The 20214-nt window shown below is 55.1% G+C and carries 21 protein-coding genes, 1 tRNA gene and 1 other annotated feature; of the genes, 15 read left to right on the forward strand and 7 right to left on the reverse strand.

The genetic code is table 11. The features are described 5' to 3' along the window. Positions 1-151: 151 nt before the first annotated feature. The 5 genes from B3797_RS00555 to luxS all read left to right on the forward strand — a co-directional run bounded on the left by B3797_RS00555 (position 152) and on the right by luxS (position 3834). Positions 152-228, forward strand: a tRNA-Arg gene (locus B3797_RS00555). Between the two features lie 312 nt (positions 229-540). Further along, the gene (gene yqaB / locus B3797_RS00560; protein ID WP_311790078.1) at positions 541-1107 is read left to right on the forward strand and encodes a fructose-1-phosphate/6-phosphogluconate phosphatase; all 567 of its coding nucleotides are present in this window, start codon (positions 541-543) and stop codon (positions 1105-1107) included. Beyond that, positions 1104-1532, forward strand: coding sequence for a YqaA family protein (locus tag B3797_RS00565; RefSeq protein WP_120454272.1), 429 nt, complete (start codon positions 1104-1106; stop codon positions 1530-1532). Before yqaB ends, B3797_RS00565 begins: the two co-directional genes overlap by 4 nt. 31 nt (positions 1533-1563) lie before the next feature. Continuing rightward, entirely contained in the window at positions 1564-3168 is a 1605-nt protein-coding gene (gshA, locus tag B3797_RS00570) for a glutamate--cysteine ligase (RefSeq protein ID WP_311790079.1), read from the forward strand. A gap of 150 nt (positions 3169-3318) precedes the next feature. Beyond that, positions 3319-3834, forward strand: a complete 516-nt coding sequence (luxS, locus tag B3797_RS00575; RefSeq protein WP_103794837.1) for an S-ribosylhomocysteine lyase — start codon at positions 3319-3321, stop codon at positions 3832-3834. Between the two features lie 59 nt (positions 3835-3893). Here luxS and B3797_RS00580 read toward each other — a convergent pair whose 3' ends face one another. Further along, on the reverse strand, positions 3894-5180 hold the full coding sequence (locus B3797_RS00580) for an HlyC/CorC family transporter (protein WP_120454266.1): 1287 nt from the start codon (positions 5178-5180) through the stop codon (positions 3894-3896). Positions 5181-5197: 17 nt separating this feature from the next. Continuing rightward, complete coding sequence (locus tag B3797_RS00585; protein WP_120454263.1) at positions 5198-5995, reverse strand: cytochrome C assembly family protein; 798 nt, start codon at positions 5993-5995, stop codon at positions 5198-5200. A 168-nt stretch (positions 5996-6163) separates the two neighbouring features. Between B3797_RS00585 and ffh the strand changes: the two genes are divergently transcribed. The 5 genes from ffh to rplS all read left to right on the forward strand — a co-directional run bounded on the left by ffh (position 6164) and on the right by rplS (position 9671). Further along, positions 6164-7525 carry a signal recognition particle protein gene (ffh, locus tag B3797_RS00590; protein WP_120454260.1) on the forward strand — a complete coding sequence of 454 codons (1362 nt, stop codon included), beginning with the start codon at positions 6164-6166 and terminating at the stop codon, positions 7523-7525. A gap of 143 nt (positions 7526-7668) precedes the next feature. Continuing rightward, positions 7669-7917, forward strand: a complete 249-nt coding sequence (gene rpsP, locus B3797_RS00595) for a 30S ribosomal protein S16 (RefSeq protein WP_038624540.1) — start codon at positions 7669-7671, stop codon at positions 7915-7917. A gap of 18 nt (positions 7918-7935) precedes the next feature. Next, positions 7936-8484, forward strand: coding sequence for a ribosome maturation factor RimM (rimM, locus tag B3797_RS00600; RefSeq protein WP_120454258.1), 549 nt, complete (start codon positions 7936-7938; stop codon positions 8482-8484). 35 nt (positions 8485-8519) lie between these two features. Then, on the forward strand, positions 8520-9281 hold the full coding sequence (trmD, locus tag B3797_RS00605) for a tRNA (guanosine(37)-N1)-methyltransferase TrmD (RefSeq protein ID WP_311790080.1): 762 nt from the start codon (positions 8520-8522) through the stop codon (positions 9279-9281). 42 nt (positions 9282-9323) lie between these two features. Continuing rightward, a complete protein-coding gene (rplS, locus tag B3797_RS00610) occupies positions 9324-9671 on the forward strand; it encodes a 50S ribosomal protein L19 (protein WP_033752010.1) in 348 nt (115 codons plus the stop codon). Between the two features lie 68 nt (positions 9672-9739). Here the strand turns inward: rplS and B3797_RS00615 are convergent, their stop codons facing one another. Next, on the reverse strand, positions 9740-10279 hold the full coding sequence (locus tag B3797_RS00615; RefSeq protein ID WP_311790081.1) for a GNAT family N-acetyltransferase: 540 nt from the start codon (positions 10277-10279) through the stop codon (positions 9740-9742). 286 nt (positions 10280-10565) lie between these two features. Between B3797_RS00615 and B3797_RS00620 the strand changes: the two genes are divergently transcribed. Both B3797_RS00620 and tyrA read left to right on the forward strand, forming a co-directional pair. Continuing rightward, positions 10566-11645 (forward strand): 3-deoxy-7-phosphoheptulonate synthase, encoded by a 1080-nt coding sequence (locus B3797_RS00620; RefSeq protein ID WP_311790082.1) that lies wholly within the window; start codon positions 10566-10568, stop codon positions 11643-11645. 6 nt (positions 11646-11651) lie between these two features. After that, positions 11652-12773, forward strand: coding sequence for a bifunctional chorismate mutase/prephenate dehydrogenase (tyrA, locus tag B3797_RS00625; RefSeq protein WP_311790083.1), 1122 nt, complete (start codon positions 11652-11654; stop codon positions 12771-12773). A gap of 31 nt (positions 12774-12804) precedes the next feature. Here the strand turns inward: tyrA and pheA are convergent, their stop codons facing one another. The 4 genes from pheA to bamD all read right to left on the reverse strand — a co-directional run bounded on the left by pheA (position 12805) and on the right by bamD (position 15550). After that, a complete protein-coding gene (pheA, locus tag B3797_RS00630) occupies positions 12805-13971 on the reverse strand; it encodes a bifunctional chorismate mutase/prephenate dehydratase (RefSeq protein WP_311783949.1) in 1167 nt (388 codons plus the stop codon). 22 nt (positions 13972-13993) lie between these two features. Then, positions 13994-14118, reverse strand: a sequence feature (Phe leader region). After that, positions 14070-14117 carry a pheA operon leader peptide PheL gene (pheL, locus tag B3797_RS00635; RefSeq protein ID WP_100279143.1) on the reverse strand — a complete coding sequence of 16 codons (48 nt, stop codon included), beginning with the start codon at positions 14115-14117 and terminating at the stop codon, positions 14070-14072. (Overlaps the previous feature by 48 nt.) Before the next feature lie 97 nt (positions 14119-14215). After that, entirely contained in the window at positions 14216-14542 is a 327-nt protein-coding gene (raiA, locus tag B3797_RS00640; protein ID WP_311783950.1) for a ribosome-associated translation inhibitor RaiA, read from the reverse strand. A gap of 273 nt (positions 14543-14815) precedes the next feature. Continuing rightward, complete coding sequence (gene bamD, locus B3797_RS00645; RefSeq protein ID WP_120454244.1) at positions 14816-15550, reverse strand: outer membrane protein assembly factor BamD; 735 nt, start codon at positions 15548-15550, stop codon at positions 14816-14818. Between the two features lie 130 nt (positions 15551-15680). Here bamD and rluD point away from each other — a divergent pair, with 130 nt between their 5' ends. From rluD to clpB, 3 genes are all read left to right on the forward strand, one after another. Beyond that, complete coding sequence (rluD, locus tag B3797_RS00650) at positions 15681-16661, forward strand: 23S rRNA pseudouridine(1911/1915/1917) synthase RluD (RefSeq protein ID WP_311790084.1); 981 nt, start codon at positions 15681-15683, stop codon at positions 16659-16661. After that, positions 16658-17386, forward strand: coding sequence for a purine nucleoside phosphorylase YfiH (yfiH, locus tag B3797_RS00655; RefSeq protein ID WP_311790085.1), 729 nt, complete (start codon positions 16658-16660; stop codon positions 17384-17386). The genes rluD and yfiH overlap by 4 nt, the downstream gene beginning before the upstream one ends. 125 nt (positions 17387-17511) lie before the next feature. After that, entirely contained in the window at positions 17512-20085 is a 2574-nt protein-coding gene (gene clpB / locus B3797_RS00660) for an ATP-dependent chaperone ClpB (protein ID WP_311790086.1), read from the forward strand. The last annotated feature ends 129 nt before the right edge of the window (positions 20086-20214 follow it).

A 20214-nucleotide genomic window follows, 5' to 3' on the forward strand; every position in this document is an offset into this window, starting at 1 on the left:
GAATCCTCCCGGATGCACCATCTCTTCAGATACGAAAGAGTGCCTCGAACGGTTATGGCATGACACATCGCCTGACAGTACGATTATCCTTCTGGATGCACCCTGTCTCTGGATATGAAAAAGTTTTACCCCTGCAAGACGATTTCTCAATGCATCCGTAGCTCAGCTGGATAGAGTACTCGGCTACGAACCGAGCGGTCGGAGGTTCGAATCCTCCCGGATGCACCATCTCTTCAGTTACGCAAGCACACCCCGAACGGATATGGCGAGGCAAAAGCCAGGCATGTCTCTCTGATTGACCATCCTCAAGAAATCCTTTTTACACACGCTTATTCTCCTTGCGCGCTTACCATTCGCCGCTCTGACAAAACCCAAACCTACTGAAATTTCCGGCAATTACGCCCGGCACCGCCCGATCACCTTTTTCTGAAAAGAAAAAATGCTAATGCTTTCAAAGCATTTGCTGTTCATGCCACCTGGCGACAACCTGTCCGCATTACGCTAAAGTAAGGGCACATTTGTTGAGTGTCCGGAGTGGGGATGTACGATCAATATGACGCACTGATTTTCGATATGGACGGCACGATCCTGGATACCGAGCCGACACATCGAAAAGCGTGGCATCAGGTACTGGGACGATATGAGCTGACGTTAGACGAATCGCAAATGGTTGGTTTCAACGGCGCGCCCACCTGGCGGCTCGCGCAATTTATTATCGAAAAAAACCACTCCTCTCTCGATCCGTATCAGCTCGCCGCTGAAAAAACCGCGGCGGTTAAAGCCATGCTGCTGGATAACGTTCGACCGCTTCCGCTGATGGAGGTGGTGAAGGCCTGGCATGGCCGACGTCCAATGGCGGTCGGCACCGGAAGCGAACACAGCATGGCGGATGCGCTGCTCAAGCAGCTGGGCGTCCGTGACCTCTTCACAGCCGTAGTAGGCGCCGATGATGTCGAGCGTCATAAACCTGAACCCGATACGTTTTTACGCTGTGCAGCGCTAATGGGTGTCGATCCGACGCGCTGTGTGGTGTTCGAAGACGCCGATTTTGGCGTGCAGGCGGCGAAAGCGGCCGGTATGGATGTGGTTGATGTGCGCTTGCTGTGAGTGACGTTCTGGCGCTTGCTTCTCTGTTTGGCAGCAGTTTTCTCAGCGCAACCCTGCTACCAGGAAGTTCTGAGGCGCTGCTGATTGCATTACTGGTCGCCAAAAAGGCGTCCGTTTATGGATTGATTGTCGCTGCATCAGTGGGTAATACGCTGGGCGGCATCACTAATATTTTTCTTGGTCGCTTACTGCCGTTGAAACGGCAGGGGCGATGGCATGACACAGCAATAACGTGGTTGCACCGAATGGGACCTGCAGCGCTGCTGCTGAGCTGGCTACCGGTTATCGGCGACCTGCTCTGCGTGCTCGCAGGCTGGTTGCGCTTTGCCTGGCTTCCGGTCCTGGTGTTTCTCGCCGTCGGGAAAACGCTGCGTTATATCGTTATCGCGACCGCCACCTTACAGGGTTTGCAATGGTGGCATTGATTCGCACAGATTCGAGGCTAGGGTTAACATTATGCTGAACAAAAATAAATTACTGTCCCAGCGGGAGGTTAATGTGATCCCGGACGTATCTAAAGCGCTCTCCTGGCTGGAGGCGCATCCCAATGCCTTGAAAGGTATTGGTCGCGGCATTGAACGCGAAACGCTGCGCGTGAAGCCTGATGGGCATCTGGCTGAAAGCCGTCATCCCGATTCTCTGGGATCGGCGCTGAAGCATGACTGGATTACCACCGATTTCGCAGAGACGCTGCTGGAATTCATCACGCCGGTAGATCAAAACATCGACCATATGCTGGCATTCCTGCGCGATATTCATCGCCATGTGGCGCGAGAGCTGGCTGATGAGCGCATGTGGCCTTTTAGCATGCCTTGCCTGATTGACGATGCCGATCGCATTGAGCTGGCGCAGTACGGCAGTTCCAATATTGGCCGCATGAAGACGCTCTATCGTCAGGGGCTGAAAAACCGCTACGGCGCCCTGATGCAGACGATCTCCGGCATTCACTATAACTTCTCGCTGCCGCTGAGCTTCTGGCAAGAGTGGGCGGACGTTAAAGACGCCGAGAGCGGAAAAGAGACGATTTCTGCCGGTTACCTGCGCCTGATCCGCAACTACTATCGTTTCGGCTGGGTCATTCCCTATCTGTTCGGCGCCTCGCCGGCGATCAGCTCCAGCTTCCTGCAGGGACGCGAAAGCAAGCTGCCGTTTGAAACCGACGGCAAAGATTCACTGTGGCTGCCCTATGCGACCTCGCTGCGCCTTAGCGACCTTGGCTACACCAATAAATCGCAGAGCGGCCTCGGTATTACCTTTAACTCGCTTGAAGGCTACGTTAAGGCATTAAAAGCCGCCATTAAAACCCCGTCTGAAGAATACGCCGCGATGGGCACGAAAGACGCGGAGGGCAACTGGCTGCAGCTCAACACCAACGTTCTGCAGATTGAAAATGAGCTTTATGCCCCGATCCGTCCGAAGCGCGTTACGCGTTCTGGCGAAGCGCCCTCCGATGCGCTGCTGCGCGGCGGTATCGAATATATTGAAGTGCGCTCGCTCGACATTAATCCGTTCTCAGCTGTCGGCGTCGATGCGAACCAGGTGCGTTTCCTCGATCTTTTCCTGATCTGGTGTACCCTGGCCGATGCGCCGGAAATGAGCGCCGATGAACTGCTGTGCAGCCGTAAAAACTGGAACCGCGTCGTGCTGGAAGGGCGCAAGCCGAATCAGATGATTTCGGTCGGCTGTAGCGAAACTGAACATCCGCTGGTTGAGGTAGGTAAAGCGCTGTTTGCCGATCTGCATCGCGTGGCGGAAGTGCTCGACAGTAATCAGGGCAGCACGCAATATCAACAGGTTTGCGATCAACTGGTGGCATCCTTTGACGATCCTGAGCTAACCTATTCGGCGCGCATACTGCAGGCGATAAAAGAGAACGGCGTGACCGGTACCGGCATCGCCCTGGCGGAACAGTATCGTCATATGCTGTGCGAAGAGCCGCTGGAAGTCGTAAGCGAAGAAGATTTTACGCGTCAGGCGCTTGAGTCAGTTGCGGCGCAGAAAAAGCTGGAAGAGGAAGATACGCTCGATTTTGAAGCTTATCTTGCCAGTCGCGAAGGTTAGAAAAGAAAAAGGCCACATCAATGTGGCCAAATTAACATCTCTGTTGTCAGGGATGATGATAACAAATGCGCGTCTTTCATATATTCAGACGCTGGGCGAACAGAAAAGTTTCATCGTTTATAAAAAAATTCTCAAAACAGGAGGTGACGTATGCCACTACTGGACAGTTTTACCGTTGACCATACCATTATGGCCGCGCCCGCAGTGCGTGTTGCGAAGACCATGAAAACTCCCCATGGCGATACCATCACCGTTTTTGACCTGCGTTTCTGCCGTCCCAACAAAGAGATCCTGACCGAGCGCGGCATTCATACGCTTGAGCATCTGTTTGCGGGCTTTATGCGCAACCATCTTAACGGCGACGGCGTAGAAATCGTGGATATCTCGCCGATGGGTTGCCGTACCGGTTTCTATATGAGCCTGATCGGCACGCCGGACGAGCAGCGCGTCGCCAGCGCGTGGAAAGGGGCCATGGAAGATGTTCTGAAGGTGAAAGACCAGAATCAGATCCCTGAGCTGAACGAATATCAGTGCGGTAGTTATAAGCTGCATTCGCTGGATGAAGCGCAGCAGATTGCGCGCAACGTACTGGCGCATGATATCGGCGTAAACCGCAATGAAGATCTGAAGCTGCCGCAAGAGAAGCTGCAAGAGCTGCATATCTAGTTGTTGCACGCACAGCAAAAAAAACGCCGCATCGTTGCGGCGTTTTTTATGGGCGGGCGTCAGGAGCCGATAGAGGTTTTAAGCGGCGTGCGCGGCGTAATGCGCACCTGCTTCACCATATTGTCCTGTACGTCGAGAATATCAACGGCGTAGTTCGACAGCTCGACGCGGGTGTTGATCTCAGGGATCTCCTCCAGCGCCTCCAGCAGCATGCCGTTAATGGTGCGCGCTTCCTGCTCCGGCAGATGCCAGTTAAAGGCCTTATTGATTTCACGCACGTTAGCGCTGCCTTCCACCAGCACCGAACCGTCATTTTGCGGCATCACTTCTTCCGCCAGCGTTGGCGACATAGACGTGGTGAAGTCGCCGACGATCTCTTCCAGGATATCCTCAATGGTCACCAGGCCTTTGATGTCGCCATACTCATCCACCACCAGACCGACTTTCTTCTTGTTGCGCTGGAATTTAACTAGCTGGATGTTTAGCGGCGTACCTTCCGGCACGTAGTAAATCTCATCGGCCGCCCGCAGCAACGTCTCTTTATTAAACTCTTTTTTCTCCGTCATGGTGCGCCAGGCTTCACGCACGCGCAGCATGCCGACGCAGTCGTCCAGCGAGTCGCGGAACAGCACGATGCGGCCATGAGGCGAATGGCTGAGCTGGCGCATCACCGATTTCCAGTCGTCGTTGATATTGATGCCGACGATATCGTTGCGCGGCACCATAATGTCGTCAACGCTCACTTTCTCCAGATCGAGCACCGAAAGCAGCATGTCCTGATTGCGACGCGACATCAGGCTGCGCGACTCATAAACGATGGTACGCAGCTCCTCTTTGCTCAGCGCCGAGTTGCTGGCGCTCTCGGTTTTGATGCCGACCATACGCATCAGCAGGCGGGTAATGGTGTTCAGCAGCCAGACGATCGGCAGCATGATGTACTGCAGCGGCACCAGCAGAAAACTGCTGGGATAAGCGACCTTCTCCGGGTAGAGCGCGGCGATGGTTTTCGGCAGCACTTCGGCAAACACCAGCACGACAAAGGTCAGGATACCGGTCGCGATCGCCACGCCAGCATCGCCATAGAGGCGCATGCCAACGATGGTCGCCAGCGACGAGGCGAGAATATTCACCAGGTTATTGCCGATCAGCACCAGGCTCAGCAGGCGATCGGGACGGCGCAGCAGGCCTTCGACCCGGCGCGCGCTGCGCTGGCCGTTTTTGGCCTGATGACGCAGCTTATAGCGGTTAAGCGTCATCATGCCGGTTTCGGACCCGGCGAACCAGGCGGACACCAGTACCATGACGACCAGCGTGATAATCAATGTGGTGGTTGAAACATGTTCCAACGCGGGAGTTCCTTTTATTAAGACGAGTGAGTCAGCAGGTGCTGTAAGATACGACTGCCGAAGTAGGCCATAGTCAACAGCAGCGCGCCGCCGCAGTTGAACCACACTACGCGACGTCCGCGCCAGCCTTCATGATAGTGTCCCCAGAGCAAAACGATATAGACGAACCAGGCCAGAATAGAGAGCACCGCTTTATCGACGTTCTCGGCGCTGAACAGGTTATGCATATAAAACAGGCCGGTGCAGAGCACCAGCGTCAGCAGCACTACGCCGATCTGGGTGATATGAAACATTTTACGCTCAATGCTCAACAGCGGCGGCATATCCTGGGTAAAGGCCAGCTTTTTGTTCTTGAGCTGATAGTCGATCCACGCCAGCTGCAGCGCATAAAGCGCGGCGATGATCAGCGTCGCATAGGCGAACAGCGACAGGCCGATATGGATCATCATGCCCGGCGTGGTTTCAAGATGGGTGATAAAGGCGTTGGGCACAAAGGTGGCGAACGCCAGATTGATCAGCGCGAAACTGTAGACGATGGGCAGCAGCAGCCAGCCGCGATTGCGCGAGGCGACAATCGTCATAATGGCGCAGATAAGCAGGCTGACCAGCGAACCGATATTGAGCAAGCTGAGATTCTGCCCGCTATCGACGGCAAATATCCGCTGCTGCAGCGCCACGGCATGCGCCACCAGCGCGACGCAGGCGGAAAGCACCGCCATTCGCCGCCATCCGCTGTTACGTTTCAACAGGCTGGGAATAATCAGTGCGAGACTCAGAGAGTAGGCGAACAGCGCCAGAAGCGAGAAAACGGACATAGATCCTTACAGGTATCAGTCAGATGAAAGGAAAAAGGCAGTATAGCGCCAGCAGAAGCCGCCTCCAACCGATCTAAGGAGCAATAGCAGAGATCGTTGCAGCTTCGTGTTATAATCCGCCGCATTATGCCGATCAGGCGCCTCGCGATTTTTTCTGAGTGAGAGAGAATGTTTGATAATTTAACCGATCGTTTGTCGCAAACCCTGCGCAATATCAGCGGCCGCGGAAGGCTGACAGAAGACAATATTAAAGACACGCTGCGCGAAGTGCGTATGGCGCTGCTGGAAGCGGACGTTGCGCTGCCGGTCGTGCGTGACTTTATCAACCGCGTCAAAGAGAGCGCGGTGGGTCACGATGTTAACAAAAGCCTGACGCCGGGTCAGGAGTTCATCAAGATCGTCCGCAACGAGCTGGTTACGGCGATGGGCGACGAGAATAACGCGCTTAACCTGGCCGCGCAGCCGCCGGCCGTGGTGCTGATGGCGGGTCTGCAGGGTGCGGGTAAAACCACCAGCGTCGGCAAACTGGGTAAATTCCTGCGTGAGAAGCACAAGAAGAAAGTGCTGGTTGTCTCTGCGGACGTTTATCGCCCGGCGGCGATCAAACAGCTTGAAACGCTGGCGCAGCAGGTCGGCGTCGATTTTTGCCCGTCCGACCTCAGCCAGAAGCCGGTCGACATCGTTAAGAACGCGCTGAAAGAAGCGAAGCTGCAGTTCTACGACGTACTGCTGGTGGATACCGCGGGTCGTCTGCACGTCGACGAAGCGATGATGGACGAGATCAAACAGGTACATGCCGCGATTAATCCGGTAGAGACGCTGTTTGTTGTCGACGCCATGACCGGTCAGGATGCGGCGAACACGGCGAAAGCCTTTAACGAAGCGCTGCCGCTGACCGGCGTGATCCTGACGAAAGTGGACGGCGACGCGCGCGGCGGTGCGGCGCTGTCGATTCGTCACATTACCGGCAAGCCTATCAAGTTTATGGGCGTCGGCGAGAAGACCGAAGCGCTGGAGCCGTTCTATCCCGATCGTATCGCCTCACGTATCCTCGGCATGGGTGACGTGCTGTCGCTGATTGAGGATATCGAGAGCAAGGTTGACCGCGATCAGGCGGAGAAGCTGGCTAAGAAGCTTAAAACCGGCGACGGCTTCGACCTCAACGACTTTCTTGAGCAGCTCAAGCAGATGCGCAATATGGGCGGCATGGCGAGCCTGATGGGCAAACTGCCGGGCATGGGCCAGCTGCCGGACAACGTGAAGTCGCAGATGGACGACAAGGTGCTGGTGCGTATGGAGGCGATTATCAACTCCATGACGCGCAAAGAGCGTGAAAAGCCGGAGATTATCAAAGGCTCGCGCAAGCGTCGCATCGCCACCGGCGCTGGCATGCAGGTGCAGGACGTTAACCGCTTACTTAAGCAGTTCGACGATATGCAGCGCATGATGAAGAAAATGAAGAAGGGCGGCATGGCGAAAATGATGCGCAGCATGAAAGGCATGATGCCCCCAGGATTCCCCGGACGCTAAGCGTTCGGCAATAAAAGCCCGAAAGGTTGCGCTCACAGGTTGCTTTTTGCGCCGAAATGAGTAAAATTTTCGGGCTTTTTATACAGCACCCGGGCCCCGTTCCTCGATGGGGCCCGGTTGTTTTATTAACTTAAGAGGATGTTATGGTAACAATTCGTTTGGCACGTCACGGCGCGAAAAAGCGTCCGTTCTATCAGGTCGTCGTTACTGACAGCCGCAATGCACGTAACGGTCGCTTCATCGAGCGCGTAGGCTTCTTCAACCCGATCGCTTCTGGTCAGGCTGAAACTCTGCGTCTGGACCTGGACCGCATCGAGCACTGGGTTGGCCAGGGCGCAACGCTTTCAGATCGCGTTAACGCGCTGATCAAAGAAGCAAAAAAAGCAGCTTAATCTGTCACGGTGGTGAGCATGAGCAAAGAACTTGCCGCACAGCCTCCCGTTAAGCCCCTCGTGTTGGGGAAAATGGGTGCTGCCTACGGCATTCGTGGCTGGCTCAAAGTGTTTTCCTCCACCGAAGCGGCCGAAAGTATCTTCGACTACCAACCCTGGTTCATTCAGCGCGCCGGTAAATGGCAGCAGGTTGAGCTGGAAAGTTGGCGGCATCACAATCAGGACCTGATCATCAAAGTCAAAGGCATTGACGATCGGGACGCGGCGACGCAGTTGACCAATTGCGAAATTACGGTCGACTCGGCGCAGCTGCCGGAGCTGAACGACGGCGATTACTACTGGAAAGACCTTATGGGCTGCCAGGTAGTCAACGTTGACGGTTACGAGATGGGCAAAGTCATCGATATGATGGAGACCGGCTCGAACGACGTACTCGTCGTAAAGGCGAACCTGAAAGATGCGTTCGGTGTGAAGGAGCGGTTAATACCGTTTCTTGATGAACAGGTTATCAAGAAAGTCGATCTCGCTACTGGCGTCATTGAAGTAGACTGGGATCCTGGTTTTTGATCTCCGAATCGCAAGGTAACGTAACGGCGAAAACGATGTGGATTGGTGTTATTAGCCTTTTTCCAGAGATGTTTCGCGCAATTACCGATTACGGGGTAACTGGCCGGGCAGTAAAAAATGGCCTGCTCAGCATCGAGAGCTGGAGTCCTCGCGACTTTGCTCACGACCGGCACCGTACGGTGGACGATCGTCCATACGGCGGCGGACCGGGAATGCTGATGATGGTGCAGCCCTTACGGGATGCGATCCACGCAGCGAAAGCGGCGGCGGGGGAAGGGGCCAGGGTGATCTATCTGTCACCTCAGGGGCGCAAACTCGACCAACAGGGCGTTTGCGAACTGGCGACGCAGCAGAAGTTAATTCTGGTCTGCGGCCGCTACGAAGGTATTGATGAGCGCGTTATCCAAACCGAAATTGATGAAGAATGGTCAATCGGTGATTACGTGCTTAGCGGCGGTGAGCTACCAGCCATGACGATGATTGATTCAGTAGCCCGGTTAATTCCAGGCGTACTGGGCAAGCAGGCGTCGGCCGATGAGGATTCGTTCTCTGACGGTTTGCTGGACTGCCCGCACTATACCCGACCTGAAGTGCTGGAAGGCATGGAGGTACCGACAGTTCTGCTGTCTGGCAACCATGCAGAGATTCGCCGTTGGCGTCTGAAACAGTCGCTGGGCCGGACCTGGCTAAGAAGACCTGAACTTCTGGAAAACCTGGCTCTGACTGAAGAGCAAGCAAGGTTGCTGAAAGCGTTCCAGCTGGAACATCAGCAACAAAACGATGAGGCGGCAGAGTAATCTCCCGCGACTATCAGTTTACCCAGGATAAGAGATTTAATTATGAGCAACATTATCAAGCAAATTGAACAAGAGCAGATGAAACAGGACGTACCTTCCTTCCGCCCGGGTGATTCCGTGGAAGTGAAAGTATGGGTCGTTGAAGGTTCTAAGAAACGTCTGCAGGCATTCGAGGGCGTGGTTATCGCTATCCGTAACCGCGGTCTGCACTCTGCATTCACTGTTCGTAAGATTTCTAACGGCGAAGGCGTTGAGCGTGTCTTCCAGACTCACTCTCCGGTCATCGACAGCATTTCTGTCAAACGCCGTGGTGCTGTGCGTAAAGCCAAACTGTACTACCTGCGTGAGCGTACTGGTAAGTCAGCTCGTATCAAAGAGCGTCTTAACTAAGGTATCGCTAACGCGACATCTAAAAGTTAATAGCAAACAAGGGGTTGGCGTGATGCCAGCCCCTTTTTTTATCTCTGCATTTCAGGGCGATGAACGTGATAAATAGCGGTGTTCACCGGCCCGCTCTCCAGAATGATTAAGCCGTAACGCATATCAATAAAGCGCGCGCCGCAACGCGCCGCCACGGCGCGGCTGGCGTGGTTCTCCTCGGCGGCGAGGATCTCAATCACCTTTATCTCAGGTCGCGCAAACGCCATTTCAAGTAACAGCTCGACGGCGCGGCTGGCGACTCCCTGTCGCTGCATATCGCTGCGCACCCAATATCCCAGCGCGGCGAACTGGCCCGGCTGACGGGCAAAACGGATCCCTGCGCCACCGAGTAAGCGATCTTGATCGTCGACGATAGCGAACTCCTCCGCTTCGCCTTTTATTCTCTGCTGCTGCGTAAAAGCGATCCAGCTAGCAGCCTCCTCGGGCTGATAATCAGGGTGCGCCCATGTCATCCAGGGCAGCAGCGTATCCAGAGAGCTATTAACTGCGGCAGTAAAGTCTGGAATATCTGCGCAGGTGAAAGGACGAAGCCGTACTGAAGAGGAAACAGGCGTCATAAAATATCCGATGAAGAAGCGATAAAGGTCAGCGTATCAGGCGAACTAATACAATGCCAGTGGCTTGGTGTAATTAATAGTTTACGTTTTGGCTGGCCACTGAATTGAGAATTTTTATATATTCCATTGTTTTAATTGAATTTTAATAATGGATGATGAGGGTTGTCAATTTAATGGTAATAAAAGTGTACATAGGTGGATTGCTTGTTTTACGTCCTGTGATAAAGTGTTCCCTGTCCTGTCAGAGGATCATTAATCGCATAACGAGGAAAAAAGGATCGTAGCCATGCAAAAAGACGCGCTGAACAATGTCCATATCGCCGAAGAACAGATCTTAATCACCCCGGAAGAGCTGAAAGCGAAATTCCCGCTTAATGCCCAGCAGGAGGCGCAGATCGCCGCTTCGCGCCAGACGATTTCCGACATTATCGCCGGTCGCGATCCGCGTTTGCTGGTGGTATGTGGGCCCTGTTCGATTCACGATACTGAAGCCGCTCTGGACTACGCTCGTCGTTTGAAAGATCTCTCTGAACAGCTGAAGGATCAGCTCTATATCGTTATGCGCGTCTATTTTGAAAAACCCCGCACCACCGTCGGCTGGAAAGGGTTGATCAACGATCCCTATATGAACAACTCCTTTGACATGGAAGCGGGTCTGCATATTGCGCGTCAGCTGCTGGTGAACCTGGTAGAGATGGGGCTGCCGCTTGCTACCGAAGCGCTCGATCCCAACAGCCCGCAGTACCTCGGCGATCTTTTCAGCTGGTCAGCCATCGGCGCGCGTACCACGGAGTCGCAAACTCACCGTGAAATGGCGTCAGGGCTTTCGATGCCGGTTGGTTTCAAGAATGGCACTGACGGCAGCCTCGGGACGGCGATTAACGCTATGCGCGCCGCCGCGATGCCGCACCGTTTTGTCGGCATTAACCAGGCGGGCCAGGTATGCCTGCTGCAGACGCAGGGCAATCCAGACGGTCACGTTATTCTGCGCGGCGGTAAAGCGCCCAATTACAGCCCGGAAGATGTTGCGCAGTGTGAAAAAGAGATGCTCAAAGCGGGACTGCGCCCGGCCTTGATGATAGATTGCAGCCATGGCAATTCTAACAAAGACTACCGCCGCCAGCCTGGCGTCGCTGAATCGGCGATTGCCCAGATCAAAGATGGCAACCGCTCGATTATTGGCCTGATGCTGGAGAGCCACATCAACGAAGGCAATCAGTCTTCCGAGCAGCCGCGCAGCGAAATGAAATACGGTGTTTCCGTTACCGATGCCTGCATCAACTGGGAAACCACCGAAACCCTGCTGCGCGACATGCATCAGGATCTGCAAGAAGTGCTGTCGGCGCGTCTGTCACACGAGGTGTAATGAGCAATGGTGGCTGAACTGACCGCGCTGCGCGATCAAATTGATACTGTCGATAAGGCGCTGCTGGATTTGCTGGCAAAACGTCTGGAGCTGGTAGCTGAAGTGGGCGAAGTAAAGAGCCGTTACGGCTTGCCCATCTATGTGCCGGAGCGCGAAGCTTCTATGCTGGCTTCGCGTCGTAAAGAGGCGGAAGCGCTCGGCGTCCCGCCTGACCTGATTGAGGACATACTGCGCCGCGTTATGCGCGAGTCCTATACCAGCGAGAATGATAAAGGCTTTAAAACGCTGAACCCGGCGCTGCGTCCGGTCGTGATCGTCGGCGGCAAAGGCCAGATGGGCACGCTGTTTGCGCGTATGCTGAGGCTGTCGGGCTACAGCGTCAAGACGCTGGACAAAGAGGACTGGGATCAGGCGGCGTCGCTGCTGAGCGATGCCGGTATGGTGATTATCAGCGTACCAATTCATCTTACGGAGCAGGTTATCGCGCAGCTGCCGACGCTGCCGGAAGACTGTATCCTTGTGGATCTGGCGTCGGTCAAGAATCGTCCCCTGCAGGCGATGCTGGCGGCGCATACTGGCCCGGTGCTCGGCCTGCACCCTATGTTTGGCCCGGACAGCGGCAGCCTGGCGAAGCAGGTTGTGGTCTGGTGCGACGGGCGTCAGCCAGAGGCTTATCAGTGGTTCCTTGAGCAGATTCAGGTATGGGGCGCACGGCTGCATCGTATCAGCGCAGTAGAGCATGACCAGAATATGGCTTTTATACAGGCGCTGCGTCACTTCGCGACCTTCGCTTACGGGCTGCATCTGGCGGAAGAGAACGTCAACCTCGATCAGCTGCTGGCGCTCTCCTCGCCAATTTATCGTCTGGAACTGGCGATGGTAGGACGGCTGTTTGCGCAGGATCCCCAGCTTTACGCGGACATTATTATGTCTTCCGAAAGCAACCTGGCGCTGATCAAACGCTACTATCAGCGCTTCGGTGAAGCGATTACGCTGCTGGAGCAGGGCAATAAGCAGGCTTTTATCGACAGCTTCAACCGCGTTGAACACTGGTTTGGCGATCATGCTAAACGCTTTATGGTTGAAAGCCGTAGCCTGCTGCGCTCAGCTAACGACAGCCGACCGTAAAAAAATGGCATCCTCAGGGATGCCGTTTTTTTTATTCGCTGCGCGGTTCCACCGCGACCACATTCTCGCCGGGGTAGCAGCCAAGCACCTTCAGCATGCGGGTCAGGCCTTTCAGTTCCTGCAGCGCCTGCTGCATGCTGTCGGATTCCAGATTGCCCTGCACGTCGATATAAAACATCTCTTCCCACGGATTGCCGTTAATCGGGCGCGACTCCAGCTTGCTCATAATCAGGTTGTGCTGGCGCAGCACCAGCAGCGCTTCAACCAGTGCGCCCGCCTGCTGGCCGGTCGCCATCAGCAGCGTCGTTTTTGCAGGAACCTGATCGGACACCGCAATAGCTTTACGAGCCAGAACGATAAAGCGCGTATGGTTTTGCTGCTGGTTCGCCAGATTGCGCTCCAGCACCTGCAGATGATAAAGCTCGCCGCCCGCTTCGCTGCCCAGTGCGGCCGCTTTCGGCGAATTCAGCGCCGCGACTTTTTCCATGGCGGCGGCGGTGCTCTCGGTATATTCGATCTTCCAGTGCGGGAAACGACTAATAAACTGGCTGCACTGCTGGAAAGGCTGCGGGTGACTGTAGACGGTTTCAATCTGCTGTAAATCGGTGTTGCCTGTTACCAGCACGCAGTGCTCGATGGGCTGAGTCAGTTCACCCACAATCGAGAGGCTGGTCTGCTGCAGCAGATCGTATACGTCATTAATCGAGCCGGAACTGGTATTTTCAATCGGCAGCACTGCGTAGTCCGCCTGGCCATTTTCTACCTGACGAATGATGTCCTGAAACTTGAGGCAGCCGATCTCCATCATATTGTCGAAATGGCGGGCGGCATACTGACGTGCGGCCAGATGTGAATAGGAGCCTTTTGGACCGAGGAAAGCGATGCGTGCCGCCAGAGCGTGCGCATGGTTCAGGTTTTTCTGCAGCAGAGCCTGCTGCGTCAGGACGGAATCCTCAATAATCTGCTGAAACAGGCGCGTAATATAATGCGCGTCCAGCTGATGTTTTTTACCGAGTACGATCAGGTGCTCCAGCAGCGCGCGCTCGCGTTCAATATCGCGAATCGGCCGGTGCGTGGCTAGCTTCGCCTCGGCGACCTTCACGGCAAGCGCGCGGCGTTCCGCCAGCAGCGTCAGCAGTTTTTCATCAACGGCGCTGATTTTGTCACGCAGCGCCAGTAAAGGATTGTCGGGATTCATAGGGCTCACCTGTAAACTGTCCAATAAAAAAGCCTCCCGGTTGGGAGGCTTTGTTGTTCGTCTTCGCTTTCTTTTTCACACGACGAATCGCCTCCCAGTCAGGGGAAGGTAAAAAAGAAAGCGAAGAAAAACGGCAAACGTTTCATGATGATTTCCATTCAAAAAGTGATTCGAGAGTACCCGCACTGATTTAAGGCTGTCAATAAAAAACGCGCCCGCAGGCGCGTTAGTCAAAACAGGGGAGTTAAGCGGCTGGCGTGATGGTCTTAACGCTGGTCGCTGCCCGACGGGCTTCTGGCTTGTGCTGAACCTTATTCAACTGACGCTCAAGCTTACTGATAAGGTCGTTAATCGCCGTATACATATCCTCATGCTTAGCGCTGGCGACCAGCGTGCCGTTTGGCGTATTAATAGTGGCGTCGGCCACGAATTCTTTCGGCGCTTTGGACAGAACGATGTGCGGGTTTATCAGATGAGCTTGCCATTTTTCCAGCTTGGCGAGACGGTCTTCGACATGGTCGCGGATAGCCGCGGTGATTTCCATTTGTTTGCTGGTAATGTTCAGAATCATAGGTCTACCTCTCTGTCATTTTCCGTCTGGGTAGATCCAGCATAACGCGCTGAACAACGAAATGTGTGATTTAGATCACGAAAAAATGTCGCTTTTTGTCAATGACAGCGATTTGTGAGAAAGGGTGGGAATATGGTGGAAAAGCCTTGAACCAGGGCAAGCAGAGGCGCATGATTGACGGGTTAGATCAGCGGAGAATTGACAAAAGTGTCGCTTTTCCACGCATAAAAAAAGCAGCCATCAAGGCTGCTTTTTCATTTTTCCAGCTCAGAATTAACTGGCGCTGTTTGCAGCGATAATTTTCGCCACTTTATCCGCTTCGGCAGTCAGCTGCAGATTACGGTAGGCTTTTTCCATCAGCGGCAGCGCATCACGCGTGGCCTGCGTATCGGGATAATCGCGCATCATGCCTTCAACGCGGTTAACTACCGCGACATAAGCTTCACGCTTAGTATAGAATTGCGCCACCGAGAGCTCATATTTCGCCAGGCGGTCTTTTAAATAGACCAGGCGTTTTTGCGCATCGGCCGCATACTGGCTGTTGGGGTAGTTACGCAGCAGCTGCGAGAAGTCGCGGAACGCGTCGCGGGCGTGCGTCGGATCGCGATCGGAGCGGTCAACGCCGAAGAAGCCCTGCAGTGCAGAGTCGTCCAGCGCCATATCCGTCAGGCCGCGCATATAGATAACGTAGTCAATGTTCGGATGGGTCGGGTTCAGACGCATAAAGCGATCTATTGCAGCCTGCGCCAAGGGTAAATCGGCGTTTTTGTAGTAGGCATAGATCAGATCAAGCTGTACCTGCTGAGAATAAGGACCAAAAGGATAACGGTTGTCCAGCGCTTCCAGTTGCTTAATCGCCGCTTTAAAGTTACCGTCCTGCAGCTTTTCCTGAGCGGTAGCGTAGATTTCGGAAGGCGGGCTGTCCGGTACTGTGTCCTTTGAGCTGGAACAACCCACAAGGGCCAGGCTCAGTGTGGCAGCAGCCACCAGATATTTCATACGCGTCATGACGAAATGGTTATCCTCAATTTGTTATGGCGGAAGCTGTCCGTATAGCTCCCGGTAATGACCAGGTACGATAGCACATTATATTAAACGGCATCGCCGTGAAAACCCAACGTTAACGAAGAAGCTGTATATGGCACAACAAGTTCAACTCACCGCAACGGTCTCCGAAGCGCAGCTGGGACAACGCTTAGATCAAACTTTGGCGGAATTGTTCCCTGATTATTCACGTTCGCGCATAAAAGAATGGATCCTGGACCGGCGCGTCAGCGTTAACGGCGCGGTCGTCGATAAACCTAAAGAGAAAGTATTGGGCGGCGAACAGGTCGCCATTGATGCAGAAATCGATGAGGAGCAGCGCTGGGAAGCGCAAAACATCCCGCTGAACATCGTCTATGAAGATGACGATATTCTGGTTATCAACAAGCCACGCGACCTGGTAGTGCATCCTGGCGCCGGCAACCCCGACGGCACCGTACTCAATGCGCTGCTGTATCACTATCCCGCGATTGCCGACGTGCCGCGCGCCGGTATTGTGCATCGACTGGATAAAGATACCACCGGTTTAATGGTGGTCGCGAAAACCGTACCGGCGCAAACGCACCTGGTGGAAACGCTGCAGCTGCGTGAAATCACCCGTGAGTACGAAGCGGTCGCGATTGGGAAGATGACGGCGGGCGGTACGGTAAATGAGCCGATCAGCCGTCACTCGACTAAACGTACCCATATGGCGGTGCATCCAATGGGGAAACCAGCGGTAACGCACTACCGCATTATGGAGCACTTCCGCGCCCATACGCGGTTGCGTCTGCGTCTCGAAACCGGTCGTACGCACCAGATCCGCGTGCATATGTCGCACATTAACCATCCGCTGGTGGGCGATCCGCTTTACGGTGGTCGCCCGCGTCCGCCGAAAGGCGCCTCGGAGCAGTTTATCAACACGCTGCGCGCTTTCGATCGTCAGGCGCTGCATGCGACGATGCTGCGTCTCTACCATCCGATTACCGGCATCGAAATGGAGTGGCATGCACCGCTGCCGCAGGACATGGTGGATCTGATCGAGGTATTGAAAGCAGATACCGACGAGTTCCGCGATCAGCTGGACTGGCTATGAGCCTGATCCTGCCGGAATGGCCCGCGCCCGCCAACGTAGGCGCCTGTTCGACGCTGCGCGGCGGCGGCGTGAGCCTCGCACCGTGGGAGACATTTAACCTGGGCGGCCACGTTGGCGACGATCCGGCGCATGTAGCCGCTAACCGGAAAAGCCTGGTGGCGCGCGCGGAATTGCCGGAAATGCCGCGCTGGCTCGATCAGGTTCACGGTACAGATGTGGTTCGCCTGCCTTCCGCGCACGCGGAGGCATTGCAGGCGGATGCCTGCATCACGCGCGAAGCGGGCGTGGTGTGCGCGATCATGACGGCAGATTGTCTGCCGGTGCTGTTCTGTTCCGATGACGGCAGAGAAGTCGCCGCAGCCCATGCTGGCTGGCGCGGCCTGTGCGCCGGCGTGCTGGAAAATACGCTGGCGCAGTTCGCTTCGCCAGTCGGTCAGATACACGCCTGGCTTGGACCCGCTATCGGTCCCGACGCCTTTGAAGTCGGCAGCGAAGTGCGCGCCGCTTTTATGGCTAAAGATGAGCGTGCCCGGCAGGCTTTTCGTCCGGCTGGCGCAAAGTATTTTGCCGATATCTGGCTGCTTGCGCAGCAGCGGCTAGAGGCGGCGGGCGTGAAGTCCGTAAGTATGACCCGGCGCTGCACCTTTCATGAGAGTGGCGATTTTTTCTCCTTCCGGCGCGACGGAACAACGGGGCGTATGGCTTCTTTAATTTGGCTGAGATAACCTTACGCCACAAGACGATCCAGTAGCGGATTTTTTGCTCACTGCACAGGTCAATAACCTTGAAAACTTGGGGGATGACCTCATTTTAATCTCCAGTAGCATTTTGACCTGTAATGGGAGGAATCATGCGTCTGGATCGTCTTACCAACAAATTCCAACTGGCCCTTGCCGACGCACAGTCCCTTGCTCTGGGACACGACAACCAATTTATTGAACCTCTGCACTTGATGAGCGCGCTGCTCAGTCAGGAAGGGGGATCCGTTCGTCCGTTATTAACTTCAGCAGGCGTTGACGTTGCCACACTGCGCAATGGCGTCGAGCAGGCTATCAACCGTTTGCCGCAGGTAGAAGGCAGCGAAGGGGATGTTCAGCCCTCCGCCGACCTGGTTCGCGTTCTTAACCTGTGCGATAAGCTGGCGCAGAAGCGCGGCGACAATTTTATATCATCTGAACTCTTTGTTCTGGCGGCCCTCGACTCGCGCGGCTCTTTAGCCGATTTGCTGAAATCGGCCGGTGCGACCACTGACAAGCTTACCAAAGCGATTGAACAGCTGCGTGGAGGAGATAACGTGAACGATCAAGGGGCTGAAGACCAGCGCCAGGCGTTAAAGAAATACACCATCGACCTCACCGAGCGCGCCGAACAGGGCAAGCTCGACCCGGTCATTGGTCGTGACGAAGAGATTCGCCGCACCATTCAGGTGCTGCAGCGCCGTACCAAAAACAACCCGGTGCTGATAGGCGAACCGGGCGTCGGTAAAACCGCGATTGTGGAAGGTCTGGCGCAGCGCATTATTAACGGCGAAGTGCCGGAAGGCCTGAAAGGCCGCCGCGTACTGGCGCTGGATATGGGCGCGCTGGTGGCTGGCGCAAAATATCGCGGTGAGTTCGAGGAGCGTCTGAAAGGCGTACTCAACGATCTGTCAAAACAGGAAGGCAACGTCATCCTGTTTATTGATGAGCTGCATACCATGGTCGGCGCCGGGAAAGCGGATGGCGCGATGGATGCCGGTAATATGCTGAAACCGGCGCTGGCGCGCGGCGAACTGCACTGCGTTGGCGCGACGACGCTGGACGAATATCGTCAGTACATTGAAAAAGACGCAGCGCTGGAACGTCGCTTCCAGAAAGTCTACGTCGCCGAACCGAGCGTGGAAGATACCATCGCGATCCTGCGCGGGTTGAAAGAGCGCTATGAGCTGCACCACCATGTGCAGATTACCGACCCGGCGATTGTCGCGGCGGCGACGCTGTCGCATCGCTATATCGCCGACCGTCAGCTGCCGGATAAAGCTATCGACCTGATCGACGAAGCAGCGTCCAGCATTCGCCTGCAGATCGACTCGAAGCCGGAAGCGCTGGATCGTCTCGAGCGCCGTATTATCCAGCTGAAGCTGGAGCAGCAGGCGCTGAAGAAAGAGTCTGACGACGCCAGCATTAAGCGTCTGGAGATGCTGGAAAGCGAGCTCGACCAGAAAGAGCGGGAATACGCAGAGCTGGAAGAGGAGTGGAAAGCAGAAAAGGCTTCGCTCTCTGGCACGCAGAATATTAAGGCGGAACTGGAGCAGGCGCGTTTGTCGCTGGAGCAGGCACGTCGCGTCGGCGATCTGGCGCAGATGTCCGAGCTGCAATACGGCAAAATCCCGGCCCTGGAAAAACAGCTGGCGGCCGCCACGCAGGCTGAAGGTAAAACCATGAAGCTGCTGCGCAACCGCGTAACCGATGTCGAGATCGCTGATGTGCTGGCGCGCTGGACTGGTATACCTGTGGCGCGCATGATGGAAGGGGAGCGCGATAAGCTGCTGCGCATGGAGCAGGAACTGCACGCGCGCGTTATTGGTCAGGACGAAGCGGTGGAAGCGGTATCGAACGCGATTCGTCGTAGCCGGGCTGGTTTGTCAGATCCGAATCGGCCCATCGGTTCCTTCATGTTCCTTGGCCCAACCGGCGTGGGTAAAACCGAGCTTTGTAAAGCGCTGGCGAATTTCCTCTTCGACAGCGACGACGCGATGGTGCGTATCGATATGTCGGAGTTTATGGAGAAACACGCCGTGTCGCGTCTGGTGGGCGCGCCTCCGGGATATGTCGGTTATGAAGAGGGTGGCTACCTGACAGAAGCGGTTCGTCGTCGTCCTTATTCCGTGATCCTGCTGGATGAAGTAGAGAAGGCGCACCCGGATGTGTTTAACATCCTGCTGCAGGTGCTGGACGATGGCCGTCTGACCGATGGACAGGGCCGTACCGTCGACTTCCGTAATACGGTAGTGATTATGACGTCGAACCTGGGCTCCGATCTGATTCAGGAGCGCTTCGGCGAGCTGAACTACGCGGAAATGAAAGATGTAGTGATGAACGTGGTCGGCCATCACTTCCGTCCTGAGTTCGTCAACCGTATTGATGAAGTTGTGGTGTTCCATCCGCTGGGCGAGAAGCATATTGCTTCTATTGCGCAGATTCAGCTGCAGCGTCTTTATAAACGTCTGGATGAGCGCGGCTACCAGCTGCATATCTCCGACGAGGCGCTGAAGCTGCTGGGCGAAAACGGCTACGATCCGGTCTATGGCGCGCGTCCGTTGAAACGCGCGATTCAGCAGCAGATCGAGAACCCGCTGGCTCAGCAGATACTTTCCGGTCAGCTGGTGCCCGGCAAAATGATCGAAATGGATGTCAAAGAGGGCGAAATCGTCGCTCATCAGTAAAGGACAATAACGAAACGGGCCTGCGGGCCCGTTTTTTTTTGGCTAAAAACGGCGTTTTTGACTCATTTTTCAGCGCATAGCCTGGAAAATGAACGGTTAGAAAAAAAGTTTAAATTAGCGCTTGTCAGC

The organism is Pantoea sp. UBA5923 (assembly GCF_002431095.1).
Lineage (GTDB): Bacteria > Pseudomonadota > Gammaproteobacteria > Enterobacterales > Enterobacteriaceae > Pantoea > Pantoea piersonii.